Below are 22148 nucleotides of genomic sequence, written 5' to 3'. Positions count from 1 at the left end.
CGAATGCCGTCGAAACTACCCGACATGGACGCGATTGCGACCGATAGCGGTGAGACGCTCTACGTGACAGAGTCGAATGCCGAGCGCGGGTCTAAGGGTCCGTTTTTCGTCGTCTTCGAATCTGAGAGTGGCGAGGAACGCTGGGGCTACTACTGTACGAACTGTGAGTCGCTGAACACGGCCATGGATTCGATGGGCCGAATCAAGTGCAACGACTGTGGAAACCTCCACAAAGCCGACGAGTGGGACGCAGCCCACGAGTAAGGCACCTGGCTGCTTGCGTGCGGTTTCTGGAACGGGCCGAACAGTTAAGAGCCTCGCCGTGGTAAAATATGTCGAATGGGGCCTGTTAACACGCCACCAGTCGAGGAGGCGCGGTCGATTTTCACCACGCTCGGATACACGGTGTCCGGGTCCGGCACTGAGTTCACGGCGGAGCGCAAGTGGCGCACGGTAAACGTCACTGCCACCGACGGCGAGGGACGACTACCGTCGTCCGGCACATTGCGTTGTTTCGTGACCTGGCGACAGCGCGCCGACCCGCTGCGCCGTCGCCTGCTCGAAGAAAAACCGGACTACGACTGGGCGATTATCAGCGTCGACGCAGACGACGATTACGAGGTCATTCACCCTGTCGTCGGCCCAGCCCCCGTCGCGTAACTCAGAGCGCGTCGTTCGCCGCGGCGAGGCCCGCAGACACGTCCACGTCGACACCCTTTTCGTCTAAGACGCTTCCGAGCGCCCCGAGCAGCGAGAGCACGTTCTTCGGGCGCGCTGCGTGTCCCATACAGCCGATGCGGAAGATTTCTCCGGAGAGGTCACCGAGACCGCCCGCGATTTCGATGTCGTACTCGTCGAGGAGCGCCGAGATGACTTCGCCGTCGGTCACGCCGCCGGGAACGCGCACGGCATTCAGACTCGGGAGCCAGTACTCGTCGGGGGCGTTCATTTCGAGACCCATCGCTTCGACGCCGGCTTTGAGGCCGCCTGCGACCCGCCGGTGGCGGCTCCACCGCTCTTCGATACCTTCCTCTGCCACGAGTCGCAACGCCTCACGCAGCGCGTAGACGTTCGTGATGGGCGCGGTGTGGTGGTACGACCGGTCGTCGCCCCAGTAGCCCTGCAACAGCGAGAGGTCGAGGTACCACGAGCGGGTGTCTTCTTCGCGGGAGAGTACCTTGTCCATCGCCCGGTCGTTGAGCGTGAGCGGGCTCGCTCCCGGCGGACAGGAGAGACACTTCTGTGGCCCGGAGTACGCGACGTCTACGTCCCAGTCGTCGACGCGCAGTTCGACGCCGCCGAGGCTGGTGACGGTGTCTGCGATGACCAGCGCGTCGTGGTCGTGGGCGATGTCCGTGAGTTCGGGGACGTTCGGCTGGAGAACGCCCGTGCTCGTCTCCGCGTGGACGAACCCGAACACGTCCGGCTGGTGTTCGTCGAACGCGGCTTCCACGTCCGCCGGGTCGAGCGGTTCGCCCCACGGTGCGTCCACCTCGACGACGGACCCGCCCGCCCGGCGCGCCATCGAGGCCATCCGGCCGCCGAAGTAGCCGTTCGTCGGCACGAGGACGGTGTCGCCGGGTTCGGTGAGATTACCGATGGCCGCTTCCATGGCGGCAGAACCGGTCCCGCTCACCGGAATCGTCCACTGGTTCTCCGTCCGGAACGTGTACCGAAGCAAGTCCTGTACCTCGGTCATGATGTCGATAAAGTATGGGTCTAGGTGGCCCACGAGGGGCGTGCTCATCGCCTTGAGGACGCGGGGGTGTACGTCGCTCGGCCCGGGACCCATGAGCGTCCGCTCAGGGGGTGCTAACTCGGCTACATCAGGTCGCTTCATACCACGGCAGACGAACTGATGGGCAAAAAATGATGGCTCCCCGGCAGACGGCCACGGGAATTAATGGCGCACCTCTCACAATGTAGGCCACATGATAGCTCTGCAGACTGGAACAGAGTTGGTACAGACCGCTTTCGACCAGTTCATCTCCAACATCACGACGGCGCTTCCGGACCTCATCAGCGGACTCGTCTTCCTCATCATTGCGGGCACGTTCGTCCAACTAATCATGTTCGTGGTGAAGTCATTGCTGAAACGAACAATCGCGGGTGATTCGCCCGTCTACCGCCAGTTCATCGCGACGGTTATTGCGGTTTTCCTCTGGTTCGGCGTCGCCCTGTCGTTTCTCTCCATCGTCGGCCTCACGGCCATCGCCGCCTCCCTCGGGACGGCGACGGGCTTTCTCGCACTCGGCGTCTCCTACGCGCTCTCGGGGATGATAAAGGACGCCGTTGCGGGCGTTTACCTGCTTCGCGACCCGGATTTCATGCCCGGAGACACGGTGAAGACGAGCGACACCGAAGGCATCGTCAAGTCCATCGAACTTCGCAAAACTCGCCTCTCGGTGGATGGTAACACCGTCATCCGGGCCAACGGCGATATCGAACAAAAGTGGACGAAAGTCGACGACGAGACGTAATCGTGCCACGCTGACCCCCGCGAAGTTTATATTTTTCCTCGTCGCAGTTGCATGCGATGTTTGTCGGTCACGCGATGGTCGCGTTCGCCATCGCCGCCGCCGTTGGCGCGCGATTTGGGCTTCCGAGAGAGCGCGCGCTCGCGCTCGGCTTCGCCGCCGGGGCGTTCGCCATCGTCCCCGACGTGGACATGAGCTACGCCGTTTTCGGTCTCATCAAGACGAGTACGACCGGCGTGTTCGACGCGGCGGAGACGTTCTGGGCGTCGAGTACGCTCGTTCACCGCGTCGTCACCCACTCGCTCGTCGTGGGGTTCGTCGCGGCAGTTGGCGTCGCCGCGTGGAGTCGCGCCGATGCTGGCGACTGGTGGGCCTACCCGGTGACCGGCCTCGTCTTTGCCGCCCTGCTCGTCGCGGCGTTCGCCACCACCGGCCTCCTTGGGGGCGCTGTCATGCTCGCCTTCGTCGTCGCCGCACTCGCCGTGACGACCGCGATGCGCCGTCTCGCGGGGCTCTCGGGGTCCGTTCTGTTCGCCACCGCGCTCCTCGGCTTCCTGAGCCACCCGTTCGGTGACCTCTTTACGGGGAGTGCCCCGCACTTGCTCTACCCGCTCGACATGACCGTACTGGCCGGACGGGTGACGCTCCACCCCGACCCGACGGTGCACCTCGTCTGTGCGTTCCTCGTCGAACTCGCAACTATCTGGCTCGCCCTCTGGGTGTATCTCTCGCTCGACGGGCGCTCTCCGGTCGCCTATCTGAACCAGCGAGCGACCCTCGGTGGCGGGTACGCTGCGGCCGCCTTCCTGCTCCCCGCACCCACGCTCGATGCGTCCTATCACTTCGTGTTCAGCGTCCTCGCGCTCGGCGTCGTCGGAGTGCGTCCCCGGCGGCCGACCCGGTGGTCGATTACCGAACCCAACCTGCTCGAAACGCTGGTGACTGGACTCGCGGCAATTACCATCGCCGTGGTTGGCTACACCGCGGTGTATCTTGCGCTTTGAGGGAAGGTTACTAACCCCTCCGCCCTATAGTGAATGTATGGCACGGACGGGAAAACTCGGGAGCGTCGTCGAAGATGCGAGTCTCAACGCCGTTCTCTCGTGGTTTCTGGTCGGATTCGTCCTGGTCGTAATCGGCGAAAGTCTGCTCGGGGGCGACCTCCTCTGGGCAGTGTTCGCGCTGGGCGTGGCCGTGCTCGCACTCATTCCCGCCATTTCGTACCGAAACCCGCGAGCGATGCTTCCGTGGGAAGTGCTCGTCCTCGCCGTCCTCCCAATGCTTGGGAGGGCGTTTTCGACCATCCCGGTCACGGGCGAACTCGCCACCTACCTCTCTGTGGCCGCGCTCGCGCTCATCGTCGCGGTGGAACTCCACGTGTTCACGCCCGTCCAGATGACCCACGGGTTCGCCGTCCTGTTCGTCGTCATCGCGACGATGGCCGCCGCGGGCGTCTGGGCCGTGACCCGATGGGTCGCAGACCTCTACCTCGGAACGGGCTTCATCCTGAACGAAGAGGCGCTGATGTGGGAGTTCGTCTGGTCGACGGCGGCAGGCGTGCTCGCAGGCATCATCTTCGACCTCTACTTCCGGCGTCGGGCACCCATCGAGGTTCGCCTTCCGGAGGGCCTCGGAGGGATGGGTAAATGAAACTGCGCCACCGACTCGGCATCTCGAAGCATCGCCAGCGCCAGCTCACCCGCCTGATGGAGATTCTGCTCGTCGGGATGTTCTTCATCGGTCTCGAACGTCGTAACGGTGGTATCATGGTCAACACGGCCGTCGCGCTCCTCGTCGTCCAGCTGCCGCCGCTGCTCGAACGCGACTACAACATCCCGATGGATGCCGGTCTGACGCTCTGGATCACTTCCGCGGTGTTCCTCCACGCACTCGGGACGGTCGGCATCCCCGGTACCGGAATCGAGAGTTTCTACCGATACACCGGCACCTGGTGGTGGGACCACCTCACCCACGCCCTCTCGTCGTCAATCGTCGCCGCCGTCGGCTACGCCACCGCGCGGGCCATCGACGAGCACTCGGACAACATTACCCTGCCGCCGAAGTTCATGTTCGTCTACATCCTGCTGTTCGTCCTCGCCTTCGGCGTGTTCTGGGAGGTCATCGAGTTCACGCTCGACCAGACCGCACGCATGCTCGGCGTCGGGGGCGTCCTCACCCAGTACGGCCTCGAAGACACCATGCTCGACCTCATCTTCGACACTATCGGCGCGGTCGTCGTGGCCATCTGGGGCACCGCCCACCTCACGGGCGTCGTCGACGCGGTGCGGGTCAGACTGGATTCGCGGACCACCGATTAATTGCGATTGGCGACTACCTTTTTAAAATAGTATCACGAACCATCACTCGATGGTCTTCAAGAAGATAACGCTCATCGGGAGCAGCGAGGAGAGTTTCGACGAAGCCGTAGACGACGCCGTAGAGCGCGCAAAGGAGACGCTCAACAACGTCCAGTGGGTGGAAGTAAAAGAACTCAGCGTCGAAGTTGCCTCTGTCGAGGGGCACCAGTACCAGGCAGAAGTAGAAGTCGCGTTCAGACTCGAATAGGCTTCAGGTGCGGAAGCTTTCGCCGCAGCCGCACTCACTCACGACGTTCGGATTTTCGACGTGGAACCCGGCACCCTGGAGGCCGTCCTCGAAGTCGAGGACGCTCCCCTGGATGTAGTTCATACTCGCCGGGTCCACGAAGATTCGCAGGCCGTGGTGGGTGAACACCCGGTCGTCTTCTTCCGGTTCGGTGTCGAATCGCATCCCGTAGGAGAGGCCGGCACAGCCGCCTTGCTGGACGTACAGACGGAGGCCCGCCTCGTCGGTCGGGAGTCCCTCGTTCTCGATGAGTGAGAGGGCTTTCGCCGCCGCAGGCTCGGTCACCTCGATGAAGGTCTCAGAGCCGCTTTCGGCCGTACCTGTGCTCATAGCTACCTATTCTTGGTCCACGGTGTTAACCCTGACGCCGATTTCACGCCGTCGCCTCGGTCGATGGCGTCGATTCGAGTTCGCCCTTGAAGAATTTCTAATTCCTTCCCGAGTTGCCCGGCCATCAGCCGGCGCATCAACGGCCCGAGGACGGTGAACATGACCTTCGTGAACCGGCCGTCGGCACCGGCATCGATGCTGTTCGTGACGCGCGTCCCGGTGGGCGTCGCGGTGAGCAGCAACTCGCCTTCGAACGGGAACGGTCCCGTCCCGACCATCGCAAAGCGGTTCGGTGGCTCTACGGCGGTGATTTCGTAGGACATCTCCGTCGTCCGCCCGCTGTAGGTGTACTCGCTCGTGTACGTCGCGCCCACCTCGTTTTCCGCGCCCGAGACGTACCGAACGTTGCGCACGCCATCCGCCCAGTTCGCCATGTTCTCGACGTTCGAGATGTAGGCGTACACGTCTTCTATCGGGCGGTCTACGGTGATGGATGCAGAAGATTGCATTGGTCGTTCTCCGGCAGGAAAGACGCGTTGTGAGGGTAATTCGGTTGTGCCTGGGGTGAAAGTGGTCGATGTTCGTTCCAGAAAACTTATCATTTGATGTCGAATCAACGACATCATGGACCGCCGCCACTTTCTCGCCGCCGCTGCTGGCGCGAGCACCCTCCCCCTCGCTGGCTGTCTCGGGTCGTCCGAACTGGATTGGAAACGGCTACCCGACGAAGACCTGGGTGGTCTCGTGTTCTACGAGAGCGGGACGCGAACCGCAGCGTTCTCCGTGACCGAACGCCGAATCGAACCTGAAAACGGACGCTTCGGGCTCGCGCTCAACCTTTGGCACCGTGAAGACACGCACCTCGACTCGCTTCGCTACGAATTACGCGCCCCCTCGAATCCGAACGGGCCGCAGGTCGCCGTGTGGCTCGAACGACCTGGTGCGAGTCCCTGGCCGGAGATGACGTTCGGCAAGGGTCGGGACCTACACACCACTATAATCGACGTTCCGGAAGTCGGGTCGGTCGGCGTCGGCTCGCTTGGCATAGAACTCCGCCTCGAAGCCACTGAGATGCCGGATACGCTCCCGGCCCGCCTCGACCTCTCGTTCGACCTCTCCCACGAAGACCGCCTGTTCGAAACGTATACCGCAGAATCGTCCCTCGAATTCGACCTCCACCGAAACCCGAACGCTCAGTCCTGAAGTCGCGTCCGGACGCTTTCTGCGTGCGCCTCCAACCCTTCTGCCTCGGCGAGCGTCGTAATCGTCTCAGAGAGGTCTGCGAGTGCATCCTCGTTCAGTCGCTGCACCGTCGTCGAGCGCATGAACGTGTCCACGGAGAGGCCGCCGGTGACCTTCGCCTGCCCGTTCGTCGGCAGGACGTGGTTCGTCCCGGAAGCGTAGTCGCCGGCCGCCACGGGCGTGTACGGGCCAAGGAAGACGCTTCCAGCACTGGCGATGCGCGCTAAGATGGACTCGTCGTCGTCGGCCTGAATCGAGAGGTGCTCTGGGGCATACTCCTCTGCGAACAGAATCGCCTCGGACATCGAGCGGGCGACGAACAGGCCGCTCGCGTCGTTGTCGAGTGCCTCGCGGATGATGTCCTCGCGTTCGCGCTCCCCTGTCTGTTTCTCGACTTCCTCGGCGACGGCGTCGGCGAGGTCCTCGCTGTCGGTGACTGCCGCGACGGCCGCGTTCGGGTCGTGTTCGGCCTGCGCGACCAAGTCGGCGGCTACGAACTTGGGGTTCGCCGTCTCGTCTGCGACGACGAGAATCTCGCTCGGCCCGGCGAGCATGTCGATTTCCACGTCGCCGCGGACTTCAGCCTTCGCGGCGGTGACCCACTTGTTGCCCGGCCCGACGATTTTCTCGACGCGGGGGAGGGTTTCGGTCCCGTAGGCGAACGCGGCGATGGCCTGCGCCCCGCCGACCTGATAGACGGCGTCTGCGCCGGCGATGTGGATGGCCGCGAGCGTGACCGGGTTCACCTTCTTCGCCGGTGGGGTGGCGACGGCAATCTGGTCCACGCCGGCGACGTTCGCGGGGATAACCCCCATGAGGGCGCTCGACGGGTACGCCGCCGCGCCGCCGGGGACGTAGACGCCGACGCGCTCGATGGGTCGAAACCGTCGGCCGAGTTCGCGGCCGTCGTCCGCGACGCGCCAGTCGTCGGGGACCTGGCGCTCGTGGAAGGCGCGAATGTTTGCGGCGGCCGTTTCGATGGCCGAGCGGATGTCGTCGTCTATCGCATCGGCGGCGCGTTCTGCCTGGTCCGTGATGTCGAGGTTGCCGACGTCCACGCCGTCGAACTCCTTCGAGAACTGGCGCAGGGCTACGTCGCCCTCGTCTCGGACCCGAGAGACGATGTTCGCGACGTCACTGCGAATCTCGTCGATTCCCGCATCGCGGGAGAAAAGCGCGCGTCGCTCCCCGGGGCCGAGGTCTGCGACGGGTGTAGGTTCCATGCCCGGGCCTTCGGGCGAGACGGGAAAAACGGTTTCCACTCAGGCTTGCTGGTAGGCCCACCACGAGATGGCGAGCAGAATGATAAACGACCCGCCGAGGAAGAACGCGAGCGCCGGGTCGAGGAAGGGAGCCGACTGTGCTGCGGATTCGGCGGCGACTTGCGTGGTCTCCTGGGCGGCCATCGCGCCGTCTGCACCCCCGCTGCTTGCGTCTGCCGACGGCCCGCCGGCCGACTGTGCGAAGAAGTTCGCGAGTGCGTACTGCAAGCCGAGGGTCGCTCCTGCGAGCAGAACGATTGTACCGACCAGTCGAGTGAGGACGCCGCGAAGCAGCGACTGCTGGCGCTCGTCGCCCGCGAACAGTACGACAGACTCGCTCGTCGGTGCGAAGACGGTCATCTCCTTTCCCTTCTCCGAGTAGCCCGTCCCCGCCGCGGTGATGAGCCCGGCGCTCTGGAGTTTGTCGAGGTGGTAGTGGACGTTCTGGAGTGACGTTCCGACTTCCTCTCGAATCTCTGTCGGGGTGCGTGGGCTTTCATAGAGGACAGCGAGGATGCGACGTGCGGTGCGCGAGGAGAGCGCCTCGAACACCTCGTCTGCGGCCTCGCTGTCTACGTCCACCAGCCGGGGGTCCCCCGGCGCGACTTCCGGGTCCGCCCGGAGCGGAAGCAAACGGGCCATTGTGGCTGACTACGATACCGTAGAAAAAGGCCCTTCGCATAATTCAAATGGCCATTTGACTCTTCAAATCCCGATTTGAGGCTTTCACTCCTCTCGAATTTTGGCGACGCCGAGCGCAGAGAGGGTCCCCCGTGCGAGCAGATAGACGACGAGTACGAAGGCAGCGAACGTCGTCGGCGCGGCGAGTATCCGCGCGGTCTCGTAGGGGAGGACGAGCCGTGAGAAGCCGAGAATCACGAAGCTCACGAGGATGAGACCGAAGGCGAGCGCCGCGAGCTTGACGAACTGGTTTTGGTTCATGGCGTCGTCTGTGTCGTCTCGGCAACGCGCCCCAACAAAACCGTTTCTACTCCAGTAGGTCACTCGTCTGCGGCGTCCGACTCCCACCCTTCTGTGTAGATATTTGCCTCGTCTACGCCCGCATCGACGAGGAGGTCCTCCGTCTCGACGACCATCTCGGGGACGCCACAGATGTAGAAGTCGGTCTTTTCGAGGTTATCGAGCAGGTCCGGGAGGTGGTCCTGGACGTGTCCGGTGGGACCGTCCCACGCTTCGTCGGCGTCGGAGAGGACGTAATCGACGGTCAGCGTCTCGTTTTCAGCCTGCAACTGGTCTACACTCTCGCGAAAGATGATGTGTTCGCGGTCACGCTCTCCGAAGACGAGGTGGGCGTGACCCTCACCGTCTGCGGCGTACTGTCTCACCATCGGGTAGAGTGGCGTAATGCCGGTTCCGGTGGCGATGAACACGGCGTCTCGGTCGGGGTTCCGAAGGTGGAGGTTGCCGTCTATCTCCTCGATTTCTATCTCGTCCCCGCGCTCGCGCTCGTGCATGAAGACGGAGCCGTTTCCGTCGTCGTACCGCTTGATGACGAGGACGAGTTCGTTCGTCCCCGGGAGGGTCGCCGCCGTGTAGGGGCGGGCTTCCTCCTCGCCGTCGTTCACGAAGTGAACCATCGTGTGCTGGCCGGGTTTGTACTCGAAGGTGTGGTCCTTGGCGACGAGGCGGAATTGCTTCACGTCAGGCGTCAACTGGTGGACGTCGGCGACCGTGACAGTGAGCGTCATTGTAGTCGCAGATTAGGTTGACGGAAGTAAAGGCGTGGTGGCAGGAGTCTGCTGGAGAAATCGGTCGTCACTCTGATAATTTCTTCGAGTGGAACGACCGCCGCGACAATACACAGCGTCCCGAAGATGACCATGAGGATATACTGGACACGTGTCTCTCGGTTCGCACGCCGTATCTCTGACAACATAGACGTGGATGTAGGGGTTTTCGGCGTTAAGCGTGCACCCTAACCACTCCGGTTGTCGCCGCGTGGGTTCGCGCATTTTGGCGCGTTTCGGCGATTAGTCTCGTGGAGAAGAACGATATTCACCGCGTGAAAATATTCACTAGATAAGTACACCTTTCCGACTGCTGACTGTCAATGTGCTAAGAGGCGAACCTTGCAAACCGGTCGGCGAACCAGTGATTCGACGGTGGCGCCCGCTGTTGCCTGCCGGGAATCGTGTTCGCACCCGTCGGCGAGTTCGTCGCTTGGTGGCACGTGATCGAAATGATTCAAAACAAACAGGCGGTACCGGTGAGCATCGATTCGCCGGACGCCGTCGCGCGACAGCAGATGAACTTCGGCGACACGAGCGGCTACGGGGATTTCAGTGGCGAATACTTCACGCTCGCTGCCGGGACAGATATCACACCACTCCTTGAGGGACTCGAAGACGACCACTGCCAGTGCCCACACTGGGGCTACGTCATCGAAGGCAGACTCACGACGAGGTATTCTGACGGGCGCGAAGAGGTAACGCAAACCGGCGACCTCTTCCACTGGCCGCCCGGCCACACGGTCAGCGCGAACGACGATTCCGCATTCGTCATGTTCAGTCCACAGGAGGAACACGCCGCAGTCCTCGACCATATCTTGGAGAAAATGGGTGGGCAGGAGCCATGAGCGAACGCACGCTTTCCCAGACGCTGGAACTGGTCGCAGAAGTCTCCTGTCCCCACTGCGAACAACCGGTAAACGTTCCCGTGCCGAATCGGGACGTCGAACTGAACGTGCGACCGTACGTCGCCGCGTTTGGGGACCACCGCGTCGTCAACTGTCCCGCAGACCACCGGTTCTGGGTCTACTTTTGTTGAACGTCGTCTGCCCTCTCCCAGTCCAGATTTTTGTCTGGAACCAAGGATTTTATAGCTGCTATGCTATTCTTTAGCATGGATTCCGCGATTCGGGCCATCGAGTTTTTGGCGCGGTCAGAACACCGTCTCGCGGTACTGGAGGCGCTTTCTGAGGACCGATACGGCCGACGGGACTTGCGCGAAGCGACTGGTGCGTCAGACCCCACTATCGGTCGCATCGTTCGGGACTTCGAGGACCGCTCGTGGGTAACCCGCGTGGGACCATCCTACGAACTCACACCACTGGGTACGTTCGTGAGCGAGCGATTCTTCGAATTACACGAGGGAATGCGAACCAGCGAGACGCTTAGCGAGGTCTGGCGGTGGCTTCCGCGCGAGATGGAGGGATTCGCCGTCGAACACTTCGAAGATACGGTCGTCGCGTACCCCGGGCCAAACTATCCGTACACACCCGTCGAACGAGTCACGCACCTTCTCGAATCGACCGACTCCATCCGAGGGCTCGGAACGACCATCTACAAGTCGGGCAACCTCGACGTGTTTTGTCGGCGCGTCATCGAGGGGATGGAGATGGAGTACATCTATTCGCTCCCGGTCCTCAAAGCTATCATCGACTGGAATCCCGAGTTGGTTGCGCGCGCCTTCGAGCGTGACAACTGCACGGTCTACCTCCACGACGGCCTTCCCGACGACTCGCGATGCGGCCTCAACATCATTGACGACTGTATCGGAATTTGCGGCCACGACCCAGAGACGGCCCAACTCGAAGCCGTAATCGACACGACCTCTCCTGAGGCCCGCGAGTGGGCGACCGCCGTCTACGAGCGATGTCTGGCTGAGGCGCGACCGTTCGATGTACAGGAACTGGACACTTCTGGGGACGGTTCACGGGACGAAACGTATCAGGTCGAACCGGACTAGCAACCGGTCGAAATTAGCCTTCGCTCAACAAGCAGTTCTCACCTAAGTGGAGTGTGTCGCCCAGGACACTAACGGCCGGCGTCATCCCGAGGCGGCGTGCCGCGTCAGCCGGGAAACCCTCGTGCCAGGCGCCGTCGATTGACGGAGTCTCCGAATGTCGCGTGCCTGGGTTCGCCGCGCAGTCATTGCACCCTGAACAGGTACGCTCGGGCGGGGACTAATGGCACGCAGAAATCCGTAGGCGGCCCGGCCGTTTAAGCCTTCTCAGGCGGTGTACTCGTCTTCGCGAATCTGGACGTACGAGTGGTTCCGGTAGCCGAGTTTTATTTTGCGATACTTCGCGAGGAGCTTCGCCCCGGAGATACCCGAGGAGATGGCCTGTGTGGTGCTGTAGCCGCCGCGGTCGAGCAGGCGGTCCACGGTCCGGAACGTGTGGTCCCAGTCGCGGGGCGTAAAGTTTGTGACGTAGTCTGCCATCGCAATGCTCCGCAGAACCTCGTCGCCGAGGGCGCGTTTCCAGGCGGTGTTGTACGACCGCAGCGTTCCGCTCGCGGCCATCGCGCCGGCGAGTTTCCCGGTTCGAACCGCGACGTGGTCGCCGCCCTCGTGGAAGTGGGAGGTGCCGCCCATCGCACCGCCGGTCACGGCGATGTTCGCGGCCACGGGCGAGTCGATTGGTCGCGTCGAGGAAATCGGATAGGCTTCGGTTCCGCCGCTCTTGCCGCGGTCCTCCACGAGCGGGAAGTCGTCCTCGATGTCGTACTCGTCGCCGTAGAGCATTTCGAGCAGGCGTCGGAGGTACACCCGGCCCGGCGGAAGCTGCCGGTCGTCGTGGCGCAGCAGTTTGTATTCGTGTGGGTATTCGATGTTCCCCATTTCCATCCCGATGGGCATCGTGAGGCCGACGCGCTGGACGTTCCCGTCGTTGGGGAAGACCCACGGGTAGGCGGTGTGGCCGGGGATGACGCCCCACCAGAACTTGATGAGGTTGTCCTCGACCAGTTCTGCGGGGAACTCGCGGTGTTCCTGATACGCGATGTGATTCGCCTTCTTCGGGCCGAGGTAGTCGGCCACCGACCGTCCCGCGGGCATGAACTGGTCGACTGTTTCGAGGGTGACCTGTCGCTGGGGGCCGTCTGCGAGAATGAGGTATTCCGCTTCGATTTCAGCCCCGTCGCGCAGCGTCAGCGTGTGTTTCGGGCCGCCCGCGAGCGTGGTCGTCACGTCCTTGACCGCCGCTTTCACGCGGTACTCGGCCCCGGCTGCCTCCGCTTCGTCGCGAAGCCAGTCGTCGAACCGGGCCCGGTGGAAACAGAAGCCAAAGCCGTCGTACTTCGCCGGAATCCCGGTCTCCTGGAGCGTAAACTGCTCCGTGGGACCGATGAACTGCGCGCCGTCGAGTTCCGAGAGGATGGCCTCCTCGGGGAACTCGTGTGGCTCCATGTCCATCAAGTCGATCCAGTAGTCTAGCATCCCGGCGGCGTCGGTCGAGTCGGGACCGAGTCGCTCGCGGTCTGCTCGCGGCACCCCCTTTTCGAGAACGACGGCATCGGCACCCCGTTGGGCCGCCGCCTTCGCCGCCGAGGAGCCAGCAGGCCCCCCGCCGACTATCGCAACGTCAACGCGCTCCATACCACTACCCGTGCGTGGCGGGGTTAAATTCCTGACCCTTTGGGCCATCCCCTGATACGAATCTGCCGTCGCAGTATGGCATCCGGTAATGGTCGGCCTAATCTCTAGCCGTTCCAATCCTTTCAGCGATTACCGCCCGGATAACAATGTATCACATGGTGCTTGCTAGCATCGGAGTCAGACAATGCCAGCATGCAACAACTGCGGTGCGTTCGTGACGCCCGACTTCGCCCGCGTGTTCGGGGACAACCACAACCAAGTCAGTGCGTGCCTCGACTGTGAGACGCGTAACGTGCTTCAGGCAGGCGGCGCGAACGCCCGTCGAGCGAACTGAACGACGCTACAGTTTTCCCGGTGCCAAACACTCTGTGTGCCATGTCCGAATACGAGTACGTCTCGACCGACCAGACGGACGCCGTCCACACCATCCGCATCGACCGCCCAGCGGCGCACAACTCCTTCGACCGCCAACTCGCCGCAGAACTGCGCGAAGCCACCTACGACGCCGTCTCCCGCGACGACGTTCGCTGTCTCGTCCTCCGCGGCACGGGAGCGACGTTCTGTACTGGCGCGGACCTGGGCACGCTTGACGGCGATGAAACCGATGAGTCTCGTCTTCGCCACCTCGCCACCGACCTACACGCCATCGTGAGCGCCCTCGTCCACGCACCGATGCCCGTCGTGACGGGCGTAAACGGCGTGGCCGCCGGTGGGGGCCTCGGCCTCGCGCTGTGCGGCGACATCGTCCTCGCTGCCGAGTCTGCTCGGTTCGAGTTCGCCTACCCGCGCATTGGCCTCTCCGGGGACGGGGGTTCGACCTACTTCCTGCCGCGCCTCGTCGGCCTTCGGCAGGCCCAGCGACTCACCCTCCGTGACGAACCGGTCGGCAGCGAGGAAGCCGTAGACCTCGGACTCGTCACCGAACGGGTCGCAGACGAGGCGTTCGACGCGCACCTCGCGGACCTCGCCGCGAGCGTAGCGAGCGGGCCGACGGCCGCCTACGCTGAGACACGGCGATTGCTCCACGAGAGCTTCGAGAACACCCTCTCGGAGCAACTCACGTCGGAACTCGACCGCATCGCGGGACTGGCGAACACCGACGATTTCACCCGCGGACACGACGCCTTCTTCGAGAAATCCCCCGCAGAGTTCGAGGGTCGATAGGCGGGATATATAGGCGTCGGCGAAAACCTCGTCGTATGCAAGTGAGGTGGTCACACTGACCAACGACCCGGACGTGCTGATACTGCGCCGGTGCGTCCACGGCATGCCCGTCGAGGAGTACGCCGCGGCTCTCCGGGCGCGACTCCCCGACCACGATATCGCGGTTGCGAGAACTCCATCGGAAGAACGCGAGCTCATCGAACACGCGCCGGTCGTCACGGGCGGCGTCATCGACGAGGAGTTGCTCGACGCCGCGGAGAACCTCGAACTGTTCGCCTGCGTCTACGCCGGGTACAACCACCTGCCACTCGAAAAACTCGCTGCCCGCGACATCGCCGTCACCACCGCCTCCGGCGTCCACGGCCCGAACATCGGCGAGCACGTCGTCGGGTCGATGCTCGCGCTCGCCCGATCGTTCCCCGAAGGCTGGCGACGCCAGCAGACGCGCGAGTGGCGCCACTACGAGACCCGTGAACTGAAGGGTTCGACGGTGACCATCGTCGGCCTCGGAGCGATTGGCACGGCCGTCACGGAGCGGTTGCAGGGTTTCGACGTCACGACGCTCGGCGTGCGCTACTCGCCCGAGAAGGGTGGCCCAACCGACGAGGTGGTCGGATTCGACGACCTCCACGAGGCACTCGCCCGGACCGACTACCTCGTGCTCGCCTGCCCACTCACGGAGGAGACGCGGGGACTAATCGGCCGCGAGGCGTTCGCCACGCTCCCCCCGGAAGCCGTTCTCGTGAACGTCGCCCGTGGCCCCGTCGTGGACACGGACGCGATGGTCCGGGCGATTCGCCTCGGAAAACTCCGCGGGGCGGCCCTCGACGTGACCGACCCCGAACCGCTCCCGGCAGACCACCCGCTCTGGGGGTTCTCGAACGTCATCATCTCGCCGCACAACGCGGGCCACACGCCAGCGTACTACGAACGGCTTGGAGACATCGTGGCGCGGAATCTCCAGACGGTCGCAGAAACTGGTCGGTACGAAACACTCGAAAATCAGGTTCGCTAACGCAAAACGACCGCCCCTCAGGCCGTTTCCCTACCCACCCCGTGACGGAACCGCCAGACCGTACTCGTTTCCATTCGGCGCGGAAACCACAGCACACGTGTGCGCAATCCGGAGCAACCCCCATTGCAAACGGATGCAAGTTGTACTAACACCGAGTAGATGATATACTCATTTACTGTTCACTGTTCACGCCGTGAACACGACACAATACCTGAACACGGGAGCCACTTCTTTGTTTCAGAGATAGTCTCTGTCGAGAAGAAGTTCGCCGTTCAGCACGCTCGCGCCCGCCGCGCCGCGAATCGTGTTGTGCGCGAGACAGTTGTATTGCAGCCCGAACGTTGACGCGGAGAGGCCACCGACAGAGATGCTCATGCCGTCGCCGAGGTCGCGGTCGAGGCGTGGCTGTGGGCGGTCGAACTCCTCGAACACCTGGATGAACGGGTCCGGGGACAGCGGGAGGTCGAGGCCCGGATAGTCGCGCATGGCTTCGGCGGCGGCCTCGGGCGTGAGTTCCTCGCTGGCTTCGACCCAGACGTTCTCTAAGTGGCCGTCGAGCGTCGGAATCCGGTTACACGAGGCGGAGACTTCCACGTCGTGGAGGTTCACTTCGGCCCCGTCGAACTCGCCGAGAAGTCGGCGCGATTCAGTTTCTAACTTCTCCTCTTCGCCGCCGATGTGCGGGATGGCGTTGTCGATGATTTCCATCGACGTGACGCCGTCGTAGCCCGCCCCAGAGACCGCCTGCAGGGTTGCGACGTGGACGCGCTCTAAGCCGAAGTCGGTGAGCGCGGCGAGCGTCGGCGTGAAGGTGATGGTCGAACAGTTGGGGTTCTTCACGATGGCGCCGTCCCAGCCGCGTTCGTCCTGCTGGACTTCGAGCAGGCCAAGATGGTCTGCGTTCACTTCGGGAATGATGAGCGGCACGTCCGCGGCCATCCGCCAGTTCGAGGAGTTAGAGGAGACGACGTAGCCCGCTTCGGCGAAGCCTTCTTCGACGGCGGCCCCGACCGACGAGGGCAGCGAGGAGAACAGCAGGTCCACGTCGTTGGGTACCTCGTCGGGATTGGTGTCGGTGACGGTGAGGTCCGCGACGGAGTCTGGGATGGGCGTGTTGACCCGCCACTTTGCGGCGTCGCGGTACGACTTGCCCGCGCTATCCGCGCTCGCGGTGAGCGCGGCGATTTCGAACTGGTCGTGCGGTTCCAAAAGCTGAATGAGCCGTTGCCCTACGGCACCGGTGGCTCCAAGAATGCCTACCTTGACAGTCATCACCTGACGTAGAGAGAGGCCTGTTCAAAACAATTGTGGAACCTGCACTTGTTACTGCCCGCAGCCGGGGGACGAGGCCGTCGCTCGGGGGCGGGAAACGCGCAGAGAGGAGAACTGATTACGCTGCCGACGTCTTGATCTTGCGGGTGACGTAGCCCGCGATGCGGTTGCGAACGCTCTTCGACTCGATGTTGGTGAGCTCTTCGACGGTGTCCTTGTTGTGCTCGAAGTCCGTGTTGAAGGCTTCTGGGTACTTCTCCATCAGTCGGTGGCCGGTCTTCTTGACGTAGGCGGGTTTGATTGCCATTACCGTCTGGTTCCCCGTTCAGCGACTAAAAACGTTCGTTCTCACTCCCACGAGACGAGCGACCGCAGACGCTTCAGCGCCTCGCGTTCACGCGGTCCGCCACAGGTTTCGACCACGTCTGCGAGATACGACAGCCGTGCGGCCAGCGTCTCGGTGTCGTACTCGAGCACATCGAGGCGTGAGGCGGCCACAGTTGCCTCGATGACGGCGTTGAATCCCCGATTGATGGTCGGGACGGCGGCCGCGACCTCGGCAGACTCGACGGGCGTGAGTTCCCACGTCTCGACTGTTATCCCACCGCGCGCTTCTTCGCTCACCCGTTTCGTCTTCACGCGTGCCCATGCGGAGGCGCTATCGAGAATCGGGTCGGCCACCTCGTACACCGACAGTGCCCCCGCGACGAAATCGACGGGGTCGGTCGGAAATTGCACGTATCCCTCGCCGCGTGCGTGGAAGTTACGCCAGGTGCGCGTCCGACCGAAGGTTCGCGCGGTCACCGGGCCGCCCGCGTGGAGGCCGAGGGCCGCGACGTTCCACTTCCCGTTCGGGCCGCGCGTCGTGACGAGCGATTCGGTGACGCCGCGCAGTTCGACGGGCCATCCTGGCTCCATCGTCACACCTTTACGCCCCGTTCAAGGGCGATGAACAGCGCGGCCGCGACGATGTCTGCGGTGGTTCCCGGGTTGATTCCTTCTTTCACGAACTGGTCTGCCAGTTTCTCGGGGTCCGCCTTTCGCCGGAGATAGGCTTGCGCGCTCTCACTTGCCTCCTCGGCCACCTCGCGCCCGTGGTGCTTCTCGACGAACGTGTCCGGTTCGTCGGCGAGCAGTTCGAGGAACACCTGGGCCGCTCGGTCGGTGACCGGACCGTCGAGGCGACGGAGGCGTTCCGCACCGGCGAACGAACGCTCGAACCCGGTCGTCCACTCCTTCGCGACGCCGTCGGTCGGGGCGCTCATCTTCATGATATCGTACAGCGTGAGCTCGCGCGCTTCGAGCGTCGGAATGGCCCTCCGTCCGCGCCGTACGTCAAGGTCGTCTGCGTCTGCTGGCGGGTCGCTCACGAACACGTCCACGTGCTCGAAGGCGCGGTAGAAGTTTGCTGCATCCTCTACGGTCGTGTCCCTGACGAGGCGCTTTGCGGCCGCTGGAGAGAACTCGCCGGTCGCGGTTCGGACGAGCGGAACGAGCAAGTGGAGCGCCCCGAACTGGGTGTTCCCGCCGCGCTGTTCAGCCATGCCGGCCACCGCGCGTTCGAAGGCGTGACCGAGCGGTTCGCCCGCAGCGGCGAGTTGGAGACCGTTCTGCGCCCCCACCGCGCCGGCGAGGAAGTGCTCGAATCGCAGGTCTGCGTGGTCGCGGTGGCGGTCTACGTTGCCGGGCTTTGGGGTACTCGCCACTTCGAGGAGCAAGGCGAGTTCGGCGTTCTGTGCCGGCGTTCTCATGGCCGCCCTCCGAACCACTGCTGGGTCGCCCGCCGAACGCGAGCGAGCACCGTCGGATTGTCACTGGGGCGGCCCACGCTCACGGCGTCGGCCCCGAAGGCGAGGTACTCCCGCACCGTTTCTGTGCCCCGAACGCCGTTGTTGGCGATGACGAACAGGTCCGCGTTCGACACCTCCGCGATGACGGCCTCAGAGTCCATCGCATCGACGTGCAGGATGTCCGCGCCGGCGGTTTCGACCCCGCTGGCCGTCTCCGCGAGGTCTACACCTTCGACTTCGGCGCGGACTTTCACGCTGACCGTCGCGCCGGTTTCCGCCGCCACGTCGACGTACTTACAGAGGCGCTCCGTATCTGCAAGCAGCGTCTCTCCGGCCCCGACGGCGCACATTTCGTCCTGTCGACAGTGGGCGTTCAGTTCGAAGATTGCGTCGTGGCGTTCGCACACGGCCGCCGCCTCGCGCACCGGTTCTGCGGTGACGGTCCGGACGTTCACGCCCGGTTGGAGTGTCGTCTCTGCGAGCGCGCCGAGTTCGGTATCGATGAACGCGATGGGGTCTGCGGGCAGGAACTCCGTTCTGTCCCGGGCGACCAGTTTTCGGGCCGCGTCCCGTGTCTGGTCGTCGAGCGAGACGCCGCCGAGAAACGCGGCCCCAGCGTGGGCGGCTCCACGACGTGCCCACTGGGCGTCTGACTCCCCGGAGAGGCTCGCGAGGACAACGCGCGGTTCGAACACTCAGACCACCTCCAGTGCGTCTGCGACGGCGTCTACGACGCGCCTCGAATCGGCTTGTGTGTCCATTCGCGTATCCGTCCTGACCACGGGACGGTCGAGTCGCGTGCCGTCTTCGGTGTCGAGGACGAATGCATCCGCGAACGGGTAGGCCGCTGCAACCCCCGCCGTGCTGGGGTCGTAGCCCGACGCCGCCATCAACTCTGCTGCCGGGCCAGAGAAGACAGTGTCCTCGACGAACGGCGAGACGGCGACCACGGTTGTCGCTTCGAGCGCCTCGCGAATCTCGTCGATGGCGAGCATGGGCCCGATGCTCGTGATTGGGTTCGACGGGCCGATGACCACCGGTTCGGAGAGCGCGTTGAGAACCTCTTTCGTGGCGCTCGCCTCCGCTTCCCCGCGGAATTCGACGCGCTCGACTTCCGGCGCGGCGCGGTGGCCGACCCAGAACTCCTGGAAGTGCAGCTCGCCGTCCTGCGTGTGAACGATGGTCGCCACGGGGTCGTCGCTCATCGGGAGCAACGAGATGTCGAGGCCGTACGCGTCCGCGAGCGTCTGGGTGACTTCGGTGAGCGAGTTACCCTCGTCCAGCAGGCTCGTCCGGGTGATGTGAACCGCCCGGTCGCGGTCGCCAATCGTCATGAACTCGGCGACGCCGGAAAATCGTCGCCAGCGGGCCAATCTTCGCCCGGCAGTCTGGGCGTCGTCCGGGAGGTAGCGCGGGCCGGTTTCGAGGCCCGCGTCCGCCGCGAGTTCGAACAGTGCGTGATTCGTCTCGTCCGTGTCGTCTGCGATGCCCCACCACCGGTCGGTGTCGAGGACGCCGCCGCGTGAGAAGAGGACGGTGTCCACGTCGGGGCAGACGAGCAGGCCGCCGAGTTCCACGTCGTCCCCGGTGTTGCCGATGACGGTGGTATCGGCGGGCGAGAAGACGGCGTCGGCACCCCAGAGTAGCTTGGGGGTGCCAGTGCCGCCTGCGAGAAACGTGACCATGCGAGAGTGGTGACTGGCCGGCAGGTTAAACGCTCCCCCTCGAACGTGGAGCATCTGAACACCGTCTGTACCCGCGCCGAAAATTAGTAACAAGAACGTCGAGGCGGCTTACGCGCCGTTCAGCAGTTCGGCTTTACCTTCGAAGGCGTCGTCGTCGAATTCGAGAACGCGGACGCGCACTTTCTCGTCGACGTGGGCTTCCGTTGCCCCGTCGACGAAGAGGTGGGTGTCGCCCACGCGAGCGACAGCCCCGTCAGTGTCATACCCAGTGATGAACACCGAGAATTCCTGGCCCGGCTCGAACGACGGCGTGGAGGTCCGAAACAGGTTCGAGAGGAAGCTCATACGCGGGCCACCTCCTTCGATTCGCGGTCAGGAATGTACTCCCGCCCGTACCCGGTGAGGGCGGCGAGCAGGAACACGCCGACGAGGAACCAGCCGTGGAAGACGAACGGAACCACGTCGATGGCGTTCACGACCATGTCCGTGGTGAACCACGAGAACTGTCCCTCGTTTGCGGCGAGTTGCTCCATCTGAGTCACGCCGACGAGGACGCCACCAGCCCACGGGAAGATGTACCCGAGTGCGGAGGTGTTCGCGTCCAGGATGTTTGCCCGGCGGTAGCCGTTGATGTTGAACTTCTCACCCATACGAGAGATGTACGGCGCGATGGCGATTTCGGCGGCCGTGTTGATGGTAATCATCGCGTTCACGGACGCGGTGCCGAGTACCATCGTCGTCTCCGCACGGCGCACATTCGTCGCCACGGCGCTCAGCAGGAAGTTCTGGAGGGCTTCGAAGCCACCACCGCGAATCATGATCTGCGCACCGGCGACGATGAGCAGGGTCAAGACGATGAGCGGGAAGAACCCGGAGGCTCCGGTGACGAGTGCGCCACCGACGCCGGCGCTTACGTCTGCGCCTTCCGCGAACGTCTCGACGAACGGGAGGAATGCGAGCTGCGTGGCGAATGGCGCGCCCTCAGGGGCCGTGAACACCAGCATGTCGGTGACGGAGGCGAGACCGAGGCTGAGGTTCGCGATGAGGGCAGTAATGATCCCCCAAGAGATGGCCTCGACGATGTGGCGACCCCTGATGGCCGTCACGATGACGATCCCCATCGAGAGGAGGTGTACGAGACCGAGCGGGTTGCTCTGTTCTGCGAGCAACTGCTGGGCGTTCTGCCCGATGTCGATTCCCGGCATCGACATGCCAAGGACGATGTAGGCGGTGAAGGCCATGACGGCGGCGACGATTGCATACTTAAAGCGCGACTGCACGACGCCACCGATGTCGGAGTCCTGCGTGACAGCACTCACGATGGTCGTGTCGCTCACTGGGGCGAGATTGTCGCCGAACACTGCGCCCGAGAGAATGGCACCGAACAGGAGGACTGGATTCGCTCCGAGCAGGAGACCCGCCGGGAAGAACAACCCGGTGAACGCGATGGTGGTCCCGTAGCCAGTCCCGATACCCGTCGCGAGGAGTGCGGCGAGGATGAACGTCACTGCCGGGAAAATCTGTGGCAGAAGCGTCTCGCTTACGGGAAGCACCTGTGCCGCCCAGACGAGGCCGTCGACGAAGCCGCCGTCCTGGAGCGCCTGGGCGAACATGCCGGCCCAGAGCCAGGCGACGATGGCCGTCGCCGCGACCCGACGGGTCATGCCCTCGAAGATGGTGTTCGCGTAATCTTTCCAGTCGCCTTTGACGAACAGCATCCCGACGGTCAGGGAGACGAGCATTCCGATAGCAAGCCCTGTTGTGTCACCGATTCCCAGCAGCCCACTCTGGAAGATTGCCCAGGCGATGAACAATGCGATAGGGAGGGCGCTCATCCACTTCCCTCCGTAGAATTCTAATTTCGGCCCGGATTGACCCGACGCCCCCGCCAACTCCTGGCGGAGATTCTCGTCGAGTTCGTCGGACCCGGCTTGCTTGTCACTAGACATCATGGTCGCTTTGCCAAT

Annotated in this window: 30 protein-coding genes; 14 read left to right on the top strand and 16 right to left on the bottom strand. The window is 63.6% G+C overall.

Annotated features, from left to right (window positions below; all coding sequences use genetic code 11):
* The first annotated feature begins 24 nt into the window (after positions 1-24).
* Together P0648_RS12530 and P0648_RS12525 are read left to right on the top strand one after the other, a co-directional pair.
* On the top strand, positions 25-264 hold the full coding sequence (locus P0648_RS12530) for a DUF5816 domain-containing protein (protein WP_276246928.1): 240 nt from the start codon (positions 25-27) through the stop codon (positions 262-264).
* 75 nt (positions 265-339) lie between these two features.
* The gene (locus P0648_RS12525) at positions 340-660 is read left to right on the top strand and encodes a hypothetical protein (protein WP_276274827.1); all 321 of its coding nucleotides are present in this window, start codon (positions 340-342) and stop codon (positions 658-660) included.
* Between the two features lies 1 nt (position 661).
* Here the strand turns inward: P0648_RS12525 and P0648_RS12520 are convergent, their stop codons facing one another.
* Complete coding sequence (locus P0648_RS12520) at positions 662-1840, bottom strand: alanine--glyoxylate aminotransferase family protein (protein ID WP_277504202.1); 1179 nt, start codon at positions 1838-1840, stop codon at positions 662-664.
* A 100-nt stretch (positions 1841-1940) separates the two neighbouring features.
* Between P0648_RS12520 and P0648_RS12515 the strand changes: the two genes are divergently transcribed.
* The 5 genes from P0648_RS12515 to P0648_RS12495 are packed head-to-tail and all read left to right on the top strand — an operon-like array spanning position 1941 to position 5042.
* Positions 1941-2480: a mechanosensitive ion channel domain-containing protein gene (locus P0648_RS12515; RefSeq protein WP_277505880.1), complete on the top strand. Its 540-nt coding sequence runs from the start codon at positions 1941-1943 to the stop codon at positions 2478-2480.
* Positions 2481-2536: 56 nt separating this feature from the next.
* On the top strand, positions 2537-3481 hold the full coding sequence (locus P0648_RS12510) for a metal-dependent hydrolase (protein ID WP_277504201.1): 945 nt from the start codon (positions 2537-2539) through the stop codon (positions 3479-3481).
* A gap of 37 nt (positions 3482-3518) precedes the next feature.
* Positions 3519-4127 (top strand): hypothetical protein, encoded by a 609-nt coding sequence (locus P0648_RS12505; protein ID WP_277504200.1) that lies wholly within the window; start codon positions 3519-3521, stop codon positions 4125-4127.
* Positions 4124-4795 (top strand): hypothetical protein, encoded by a 672-nt coding sequence (locus tag P0648_RS12500; protein WP_277504199.1) that lies wholly within the window; start codon positions 4124-4126, stop codon positions 4793-4795. Before P0648_RS12505 ends, P0648_RS12500 begins: the two co-directional genes overlap by 4 nt.
* A gap of 49 nt (positions 4796-4844) precedes the next feature.
* Positions 4845-5042: a dodecin gene (locus tag P0648_RS12495; protein WP_276246934.1), complete on the top strand. Its 198-nt coding sequence runs from the start codon at positions 4845-4847 to the stop codon at positions 5040-5042.
* 3 nt (positions 5043-5045) lie between these two features.
* Here the strand turns inward: P0648_RS12495 and P0648_RS12490 are convergent, their stop codons facing one another.
* Positions 5046-5411 (bottom strand): iron-sulfur cluster assembly accessory protein, encoded by a 366-nt coding sequence (locus P0648_RS12490; protein ID WP_276246935.1) that lies wholly within the window; start codon positions 5409-5411, stop codon positions 5046-5048.
* 2 nt (positions 5412-5413) lie between these two features.
* The gene (locus P0648_RS12485) at positions 5414-5920 is read right to left on the bottom strand and encodes an SRPBCC family protein (protein WP_277504195.1); all 507 of its coding nucleotides are present in this window, start codon (positions 5918-5920) and stop codon (positions 5414-5416) included.
* Between the two features lie 115 nt (positions 5921-6035).
* On the opposite strand from P0648_RS12485, the gene P0648_RS12480 reads away from it, so the two are divergent.
* Entirely contained in the window at positions 6036-6614 is a 579-nt protein-coding gene (locus P0648_RS12480; protein ID WP_276246937.1) for a hypothetical protein, read from the top strand.
* Here P0648_RS12480 and hisD read toward each other — a convergent pair.
* The 4 genes from hisD to P0648_RS12460 all read right to left on the bottom strand — a co-directional run bounded on the left by hisD (position 6605) and on the right by P0648_RS12460 (position 9624).
* Complete coding sequence (hisD, locus tag P0648_RS12475; protein ID WP_276246938.1) at positions 6605-7876, bottom strand: histidinol dehydrogenase; 1272 nt, start codon at positions 7874-7876, stop codon at positions 6605-6607. The two genes, P0648_RS12480 and hisD, sit on opposite strands and share 10 nt — an antisense overlap.
* Positions 7877-7915: 39 nt before the next feature.
* On the bottom strand, positions 7916-8557 hold the full coding sequence (locus P0648_RS12470) for a winged helix-turn-helix domain-containing protein (RefSeq protein WP_277504191.1): 642 nt from the start codon (positions 8555-8557) through the stop codon (positions 7916-7918).
* 84 nt (positions 8558-8641) lie between these two features.
* Complete coding sequence (locus tag P0648_RS12465) at positions 8642-8857, bottom strand: hypothetical protein (RefSeq protein ID WP_277504189.1); 216 nt, start codon at positions 8855-8857, stop codon at positions 8642-8644.
* A gap of 59 nt (positions 8858-8916) precedes the next feature.
* The gene (locus P0648_RS12460; protein WP_277504188.1) at positions 8917-9624 is read right to left on the bottom strand and encodes a ferredoxin--NADP reductase; all 708 of its coding nucleotides are present in this window, start codon (positions 9622-9624) and stop codon (positions 8917-8919) included.
* A gap of 491 nt (positions 9625-10115) precedes the next feature.
* Here P0648_RS12460 and P0648_RS12455 point away from each other — a divergent pair, with 491 nt between their 5' ends.
* The 3 genes from P0648_RS12455 (at position 10116) to P0648_RS12445 (ending at position 11623) form a co-directional block, all read left to right on the top strand.
* The gene (locus tag P0648_RS12455) at positions 10116-10511 is read left to right on the top strand and encodes a cupin domain-containing protein (protein ID WP_277504187.1); all 396 of its coding nucleotides are present in this window, start codon (positions 10116-10118) and stop codon (positions 10509-10511) included.
* Positions 10508-10702 carry a hypothetical protein gene (locus P0648_RS12450; RefSeq protein ID WP_277504186.1) on the top strand — a complete coding sequence of 65 codons (195 nt, stop codon included), beginning with the start codon at positions 10508-10510 and terminating at the stop codon, positions 10700-10702. Before P0648_RS12455 ends, P0648_RS12450 begins: the two co-directional genes overlap by 4 nt.
* A 75-nt stretch (positions 10703-10777) precedes the next feature.
* Positions 10778-11623: a winged helix-turn-helix domain-containing protein gene (locus P0648_RS12445; protein ID WP_277504185.1), complete on the top strand. Its 846-nt coding sequence runs from the start codon at positions 10778-10780 to the stop codon at positions 11621-11623.
* 264 nt (positions 11624-11887) lie between these two features.
* On the opposite strand, the gene P0648_RS12440 is transcribed toward P0648_RS12445, so the two are convergent.
* Entirely contained in the window at positions 11888-13255 is a 1368-nt protein-coding gene (locus tag P0648_RS12440) for an NAD(P)/FAD-dependent oxidoreductase (RefSeq protein WP_277504184.1), read from the bottom strand.
* A 184-nt stretch (positions 13256-13439) separates the two neighbouring features.
* Between P0648_RS12440 and P0648_RS12435 the strand changes: the two genes are divergently transcribed.
* The 3 genes from P0648_RS12435 (at position 13440) to P0648_RS12425 (ending at position 15434) form a co-directional block, all read left to right on the top strand.
* Entirely contained in the window at positions 13440-13589 is a 150-nt protein-coding gene (locus tag P0648_RS12435) for a hypothetical protein (protein ID WP_276246947.1), read from the top strand.
* Between the two features lie 41 nt (positions 13590-13630).
* Complete coding sequence (locus P0648_RS12430) at positions 13631-14419, top strand: enoyl-CoA hydratase/isomerase family protein (RefSeq protein ID WP_277504182.1); 789 nt, start codon at positions 13631-13633, stop codon at positions 14417-14419.
* Positions 14420-14522: 103 nt separating this feature from the next.
* Positions 14523-15434, top strand: coding sequence for a D-2-hydroxyacid dehydrogenase (locus tag P0648_RS12425; RefSeq protein ID WP_276248463.1), 912 nt, complete (start codon positions 14523-14525; stop codon positions 15432-15434).
* Positions 15435-15671: 237 nt separating this feature from the next.
* Here the strand turns inward: P0648_RS12425 and asd are convergent, their stop codons facing one another.
* The 8 genes from asd to P0648_RS12385 form a co-directional block, all read right to left on the bottom strand.
* A complete protein-coding gene (gene asd, locus P0648_RS12420; protein WP_276246949.1) occupies positions 15672-16706 on the bottom strand; it encodes an aspartate-semialdehyde dehydrogenase in 1035 nt (344 codons plus the stop codon).
* 118 nt (positions 16707-16824) lie between these two features.
* Positions 16825-17013, bottom strand: a complete 189-nt coding sequence (locus P0648_RS12415) for a 30S ribosomal protein S17e (protein WP_276246950.1) — start codon at positions 17011-17013, stop codon at positions 16825-16827.
* A 41-nt stretch (positions 17014-17054) separates the two neighbouring features.
* Positions 17055-17624 (bottom strand): DUF447 domain-containing protein, encoded by a 570-nt coding sequence (locus tag P0648_RS12410; RefSeq protein ID WP_277504178.1) that lies wholly within the window; start codon positions 17622-17624, stop codon positions 17055-17057.
* Between the two features lie 2 nt (positions 17625-17626).
* Positions 17627-18457 (bottom strand): triphosphoribosyl-dephospho-CoA synthase, encoded by an 831-nt coding sequence (locus P0648_RS12405; RefSeq protein ID WP_277504177.1) that lies wholly within the window; start codon positions 18455-18457, stop codon positions 17627-17629.
* Positions 18454-19191: a tRNA-dihydrouridine synthase gene (locus P0648_RS12400; RefSeq protein ID WP_277504174.1), complete on the bottom strand. Its 738-nt coding sequence runs from the start codon at positions 19189-19191 to the stop codon at positions 18454-18456. The genes P0648_RS12405 and P0648_RS12400 overlap by 4 nt, the downstream gene beginning before the upstream one ends.
* Positions 19192-20181, bottom strand: coding sequence for a 2-phospho-L-lactate transferase (gene cofD, locus P0648_RS12395; protein WP_276246954.1), 990 nt, complete (start codon positions 20179-20181; stop codon positions 19192-19194). It abuts the gene before it with no gap.
* Between the two features lie 108 nt (positions 20182-20289).
* Positions 20290-20526, bottom strand: a complete 237-nt coding sequence (locus P0648_RS12390; protein ID WP_277504171.1) for a hypothetical protein — start codon at positions 20524-20526, stop codon at positions 20290-20292.
* Entirely contained in the window at positions 20523-22130 is a 1608-nt protein-coding gene (locus P0648_RS12385) for a Na+/H+ antiporter NhaC family protein (protein ID WP_277505879.1), read from the bottom strand. The genes P0648_RS12390 and P0648_RS12385 overlap by 4 nt, the downstream gene beginning before the upstream one ends.
* Between the last annotated feature and the right edge of the window lie 18 nt (positions 22131-22148).

Source organism: Haladaptatus sp. DYSN1 (genome assembly GCF_029489995.1).
GTDB lineage: Archaea > Halobacteriota > Halobacteria > Halobacteriales > Halococcaceae > QDMS2.
This window is presented reverse-complemented; position numbering and strand designations above follow the sequence as displayed.

Bases quoted from the DNA above. Each gene is read 5' to 3' on its own strand.
- P0648_RS12405 (WP_277504177.1), bottom strand. From the start codon at position 18,457: ATGAGAACGCCGGCACAGAACGCCGAACTCGCCTTGCTCCTCGAAGTG.
- P0648_RS12390 (WP_277504171.1), bottom strand. From the start codon at position 20,526: ATGAGCTTCCTCTCGAACCTGTTTCGGACCTCCACGCCGTCGTTCGAG.
- P0648_RS12455 (WP_277504187.1), top strand. From the start codon at position 10,116: ATGATTCAAAACAAACAGGCGGTACCGGTGAGCATCGATTCGCCGGAC.
- P0648_RS12485 (WP_277504195.1), bottom strand. From the start codon at position 5,920: ATGCAATCTTCTGCATCCATCACCGTAGACCGCCCGATAGAAGACGTG.
- P0648_RS12410 (WP_277504178.1), bottom strand. From the start codon at position 17,624: ATGGAGCCAGGATGGCCCGTCGAACTGCGCGGCGTCACCGAATCGCTC.
- P0648_RS12435 (WP_276246947.1), top strand. From the start codon at position 13,440: ATGCCAGCATGCAACAACTGCGGTGCGTTCGTGACGCCCGACTTCGCC.
- P0648_RS12445 (WP_277504185.1), top strand. From the start codon at position 10,778: ATGGATTCCGCGATTCGGGCCATCGAGTTTTTGGCGCGGTCAGAACAC.
- P0648_RS12385 (WP_277505879.1), bottom strand. From the start codon at position 22,130: ATGTCTAGTGACAAGCAAGCCGGGTCCGACGAACTCGACGAGAATCTC.
- P0648_RS12470 (WP_277504191.1), bottom strand. From the start codon at position 8,557: ATGGCCCGTTTGCTTCCGCTCCGGGCGGACCCGGAAGTCGCGCCGGGG.
- P0648_RS12480 (WP_276246937.1), top strand. From the start codon at position 6,036: ATGGACCGCCGCCACTTTCTCGCCGCCGCTGCTGGCGCGAGCACCCTC.
- P0648_RS12520 (WP_277504202.1), bottom strand. From the start codon at position 1,840: ATGAAGCGACCTGATGTAGCCGAGTTAGCACCCCCTGAGCGGACGCTC.
- P0648_RS12430 (WP_277504182.1), top strand. From the start codon at position 13,631: ATGTCCGAATACGAGTACGTCTCGACCGACCAGACGGACGCCGTCCAC.
- P0648_RS12495 (WP_276246934.1), top strand. From the start codon at position 4,845: ATGGTCTTCAAGAAGATAACGCTCATCGGGAGCAGCGAGGAGAGTTTC.
- P0648_RS12415 (WP_276246950.1), bottom strand. From the start codon at position 17,013: ATGGCAATCAAACCCGCCTACGTCAAGAAGACCGGCCACCGACTGATG.
- P0648_RS12525 (WP_276274827.1), top strand. From the start codon at position 340: ATGGGGCCTGTTAACACGCCACCAGTCGAGGAGGCGCGGTCGATTTTC.
- P0648_RS12505 (WP_277504200.1), top strand. From the start codon at position 3,519: ATGGCACGGACGGGAAAACTCGGGAGCGTCGTCGAAGATGCGAGTCTC.
- P0648_RS12450 (WP_277504186.1), top strand. From the start codon at position 10,508: ATGAGCGAACGCACGCTTTCCCAGACGCTGGAACTGGTCGCAGAAGTC.
- P0648_RS12500 (WP_277504199.1), top strand. From the start codon at position 4,124: ATGAAACTGCGCCACCGACTCGGCATCTCGAAGCATCGCCAGCGCCAG.
- P0648_RS12460 (WP_277504188.1), bottom strand. From the start codon at position 9,624: ATGACGCTCACTGTCACGGTCGCCGACGTCCACCAGTTGACGCCTGAC.
- P0648_RS12530 (WP_276246928.1), top strand. From the start codon at position 25: ATGGACGCGATTGCGACCGATAGCGGTGAGACGCTCTACGTGACAGAG.
- P0648_RS12440 (WP_277504184.1), bottom strand. From the start codon at position 13,255: ATGGAGCGCGTTGACGTTGCGATAGTCGGCGGGGGGCCTGCTGGCTCC.
- P0648_RS12425 (WP_276248463.1), top strand. From the start codon at position 14,523: ATGCCCGTCGAGGAGTACGCCGCGGCTCTCCGGGCGCGACTCCCCGAC.
- hisD (WP_276246938.1), bottom strand. From the start codon at position 7,876: ATGGAACCTACACCCGTCGCAGACCTCGGCCCCGGGGAGCGACGCGCG.
- P0648_RS12465 (WP_277504189.1), bottom strand. From the start codon at position 8,857: ATGAACCAAAACCAGTTCGTCAAGCTCGCGGCGCTCGCCTTCGGTCTC.
- asd (WP_276246949.1), bottom strand. From the start codon at position 16,706: ATGACTGTCAAGGTAGGCATTCTTGGAGCCACCGGTGCCGTAGGGCAA.
- P0648_RS12490 (WP_276246935.1), bottom strand. From the start codon at position 5,411: ATGAGCACAGGTACGGCCGAAAGCGGCTCTGAGACCTTCATCGAGGTG.
- P0648_RS12510 (WP_277504201.1), top strand. From the start codon at position 2,537: ATGTTTGTCGGTCACGCGATGGTCGCGTTCGCCATCGCCGCCGCCGTT.
- cofD (WP_276246954.1), bottom strand. From the start codon at position 20,181: ATGGTCACGTTTCTCGCAGGCGGCACTGGCACCCCCAAGCTACTCTGG.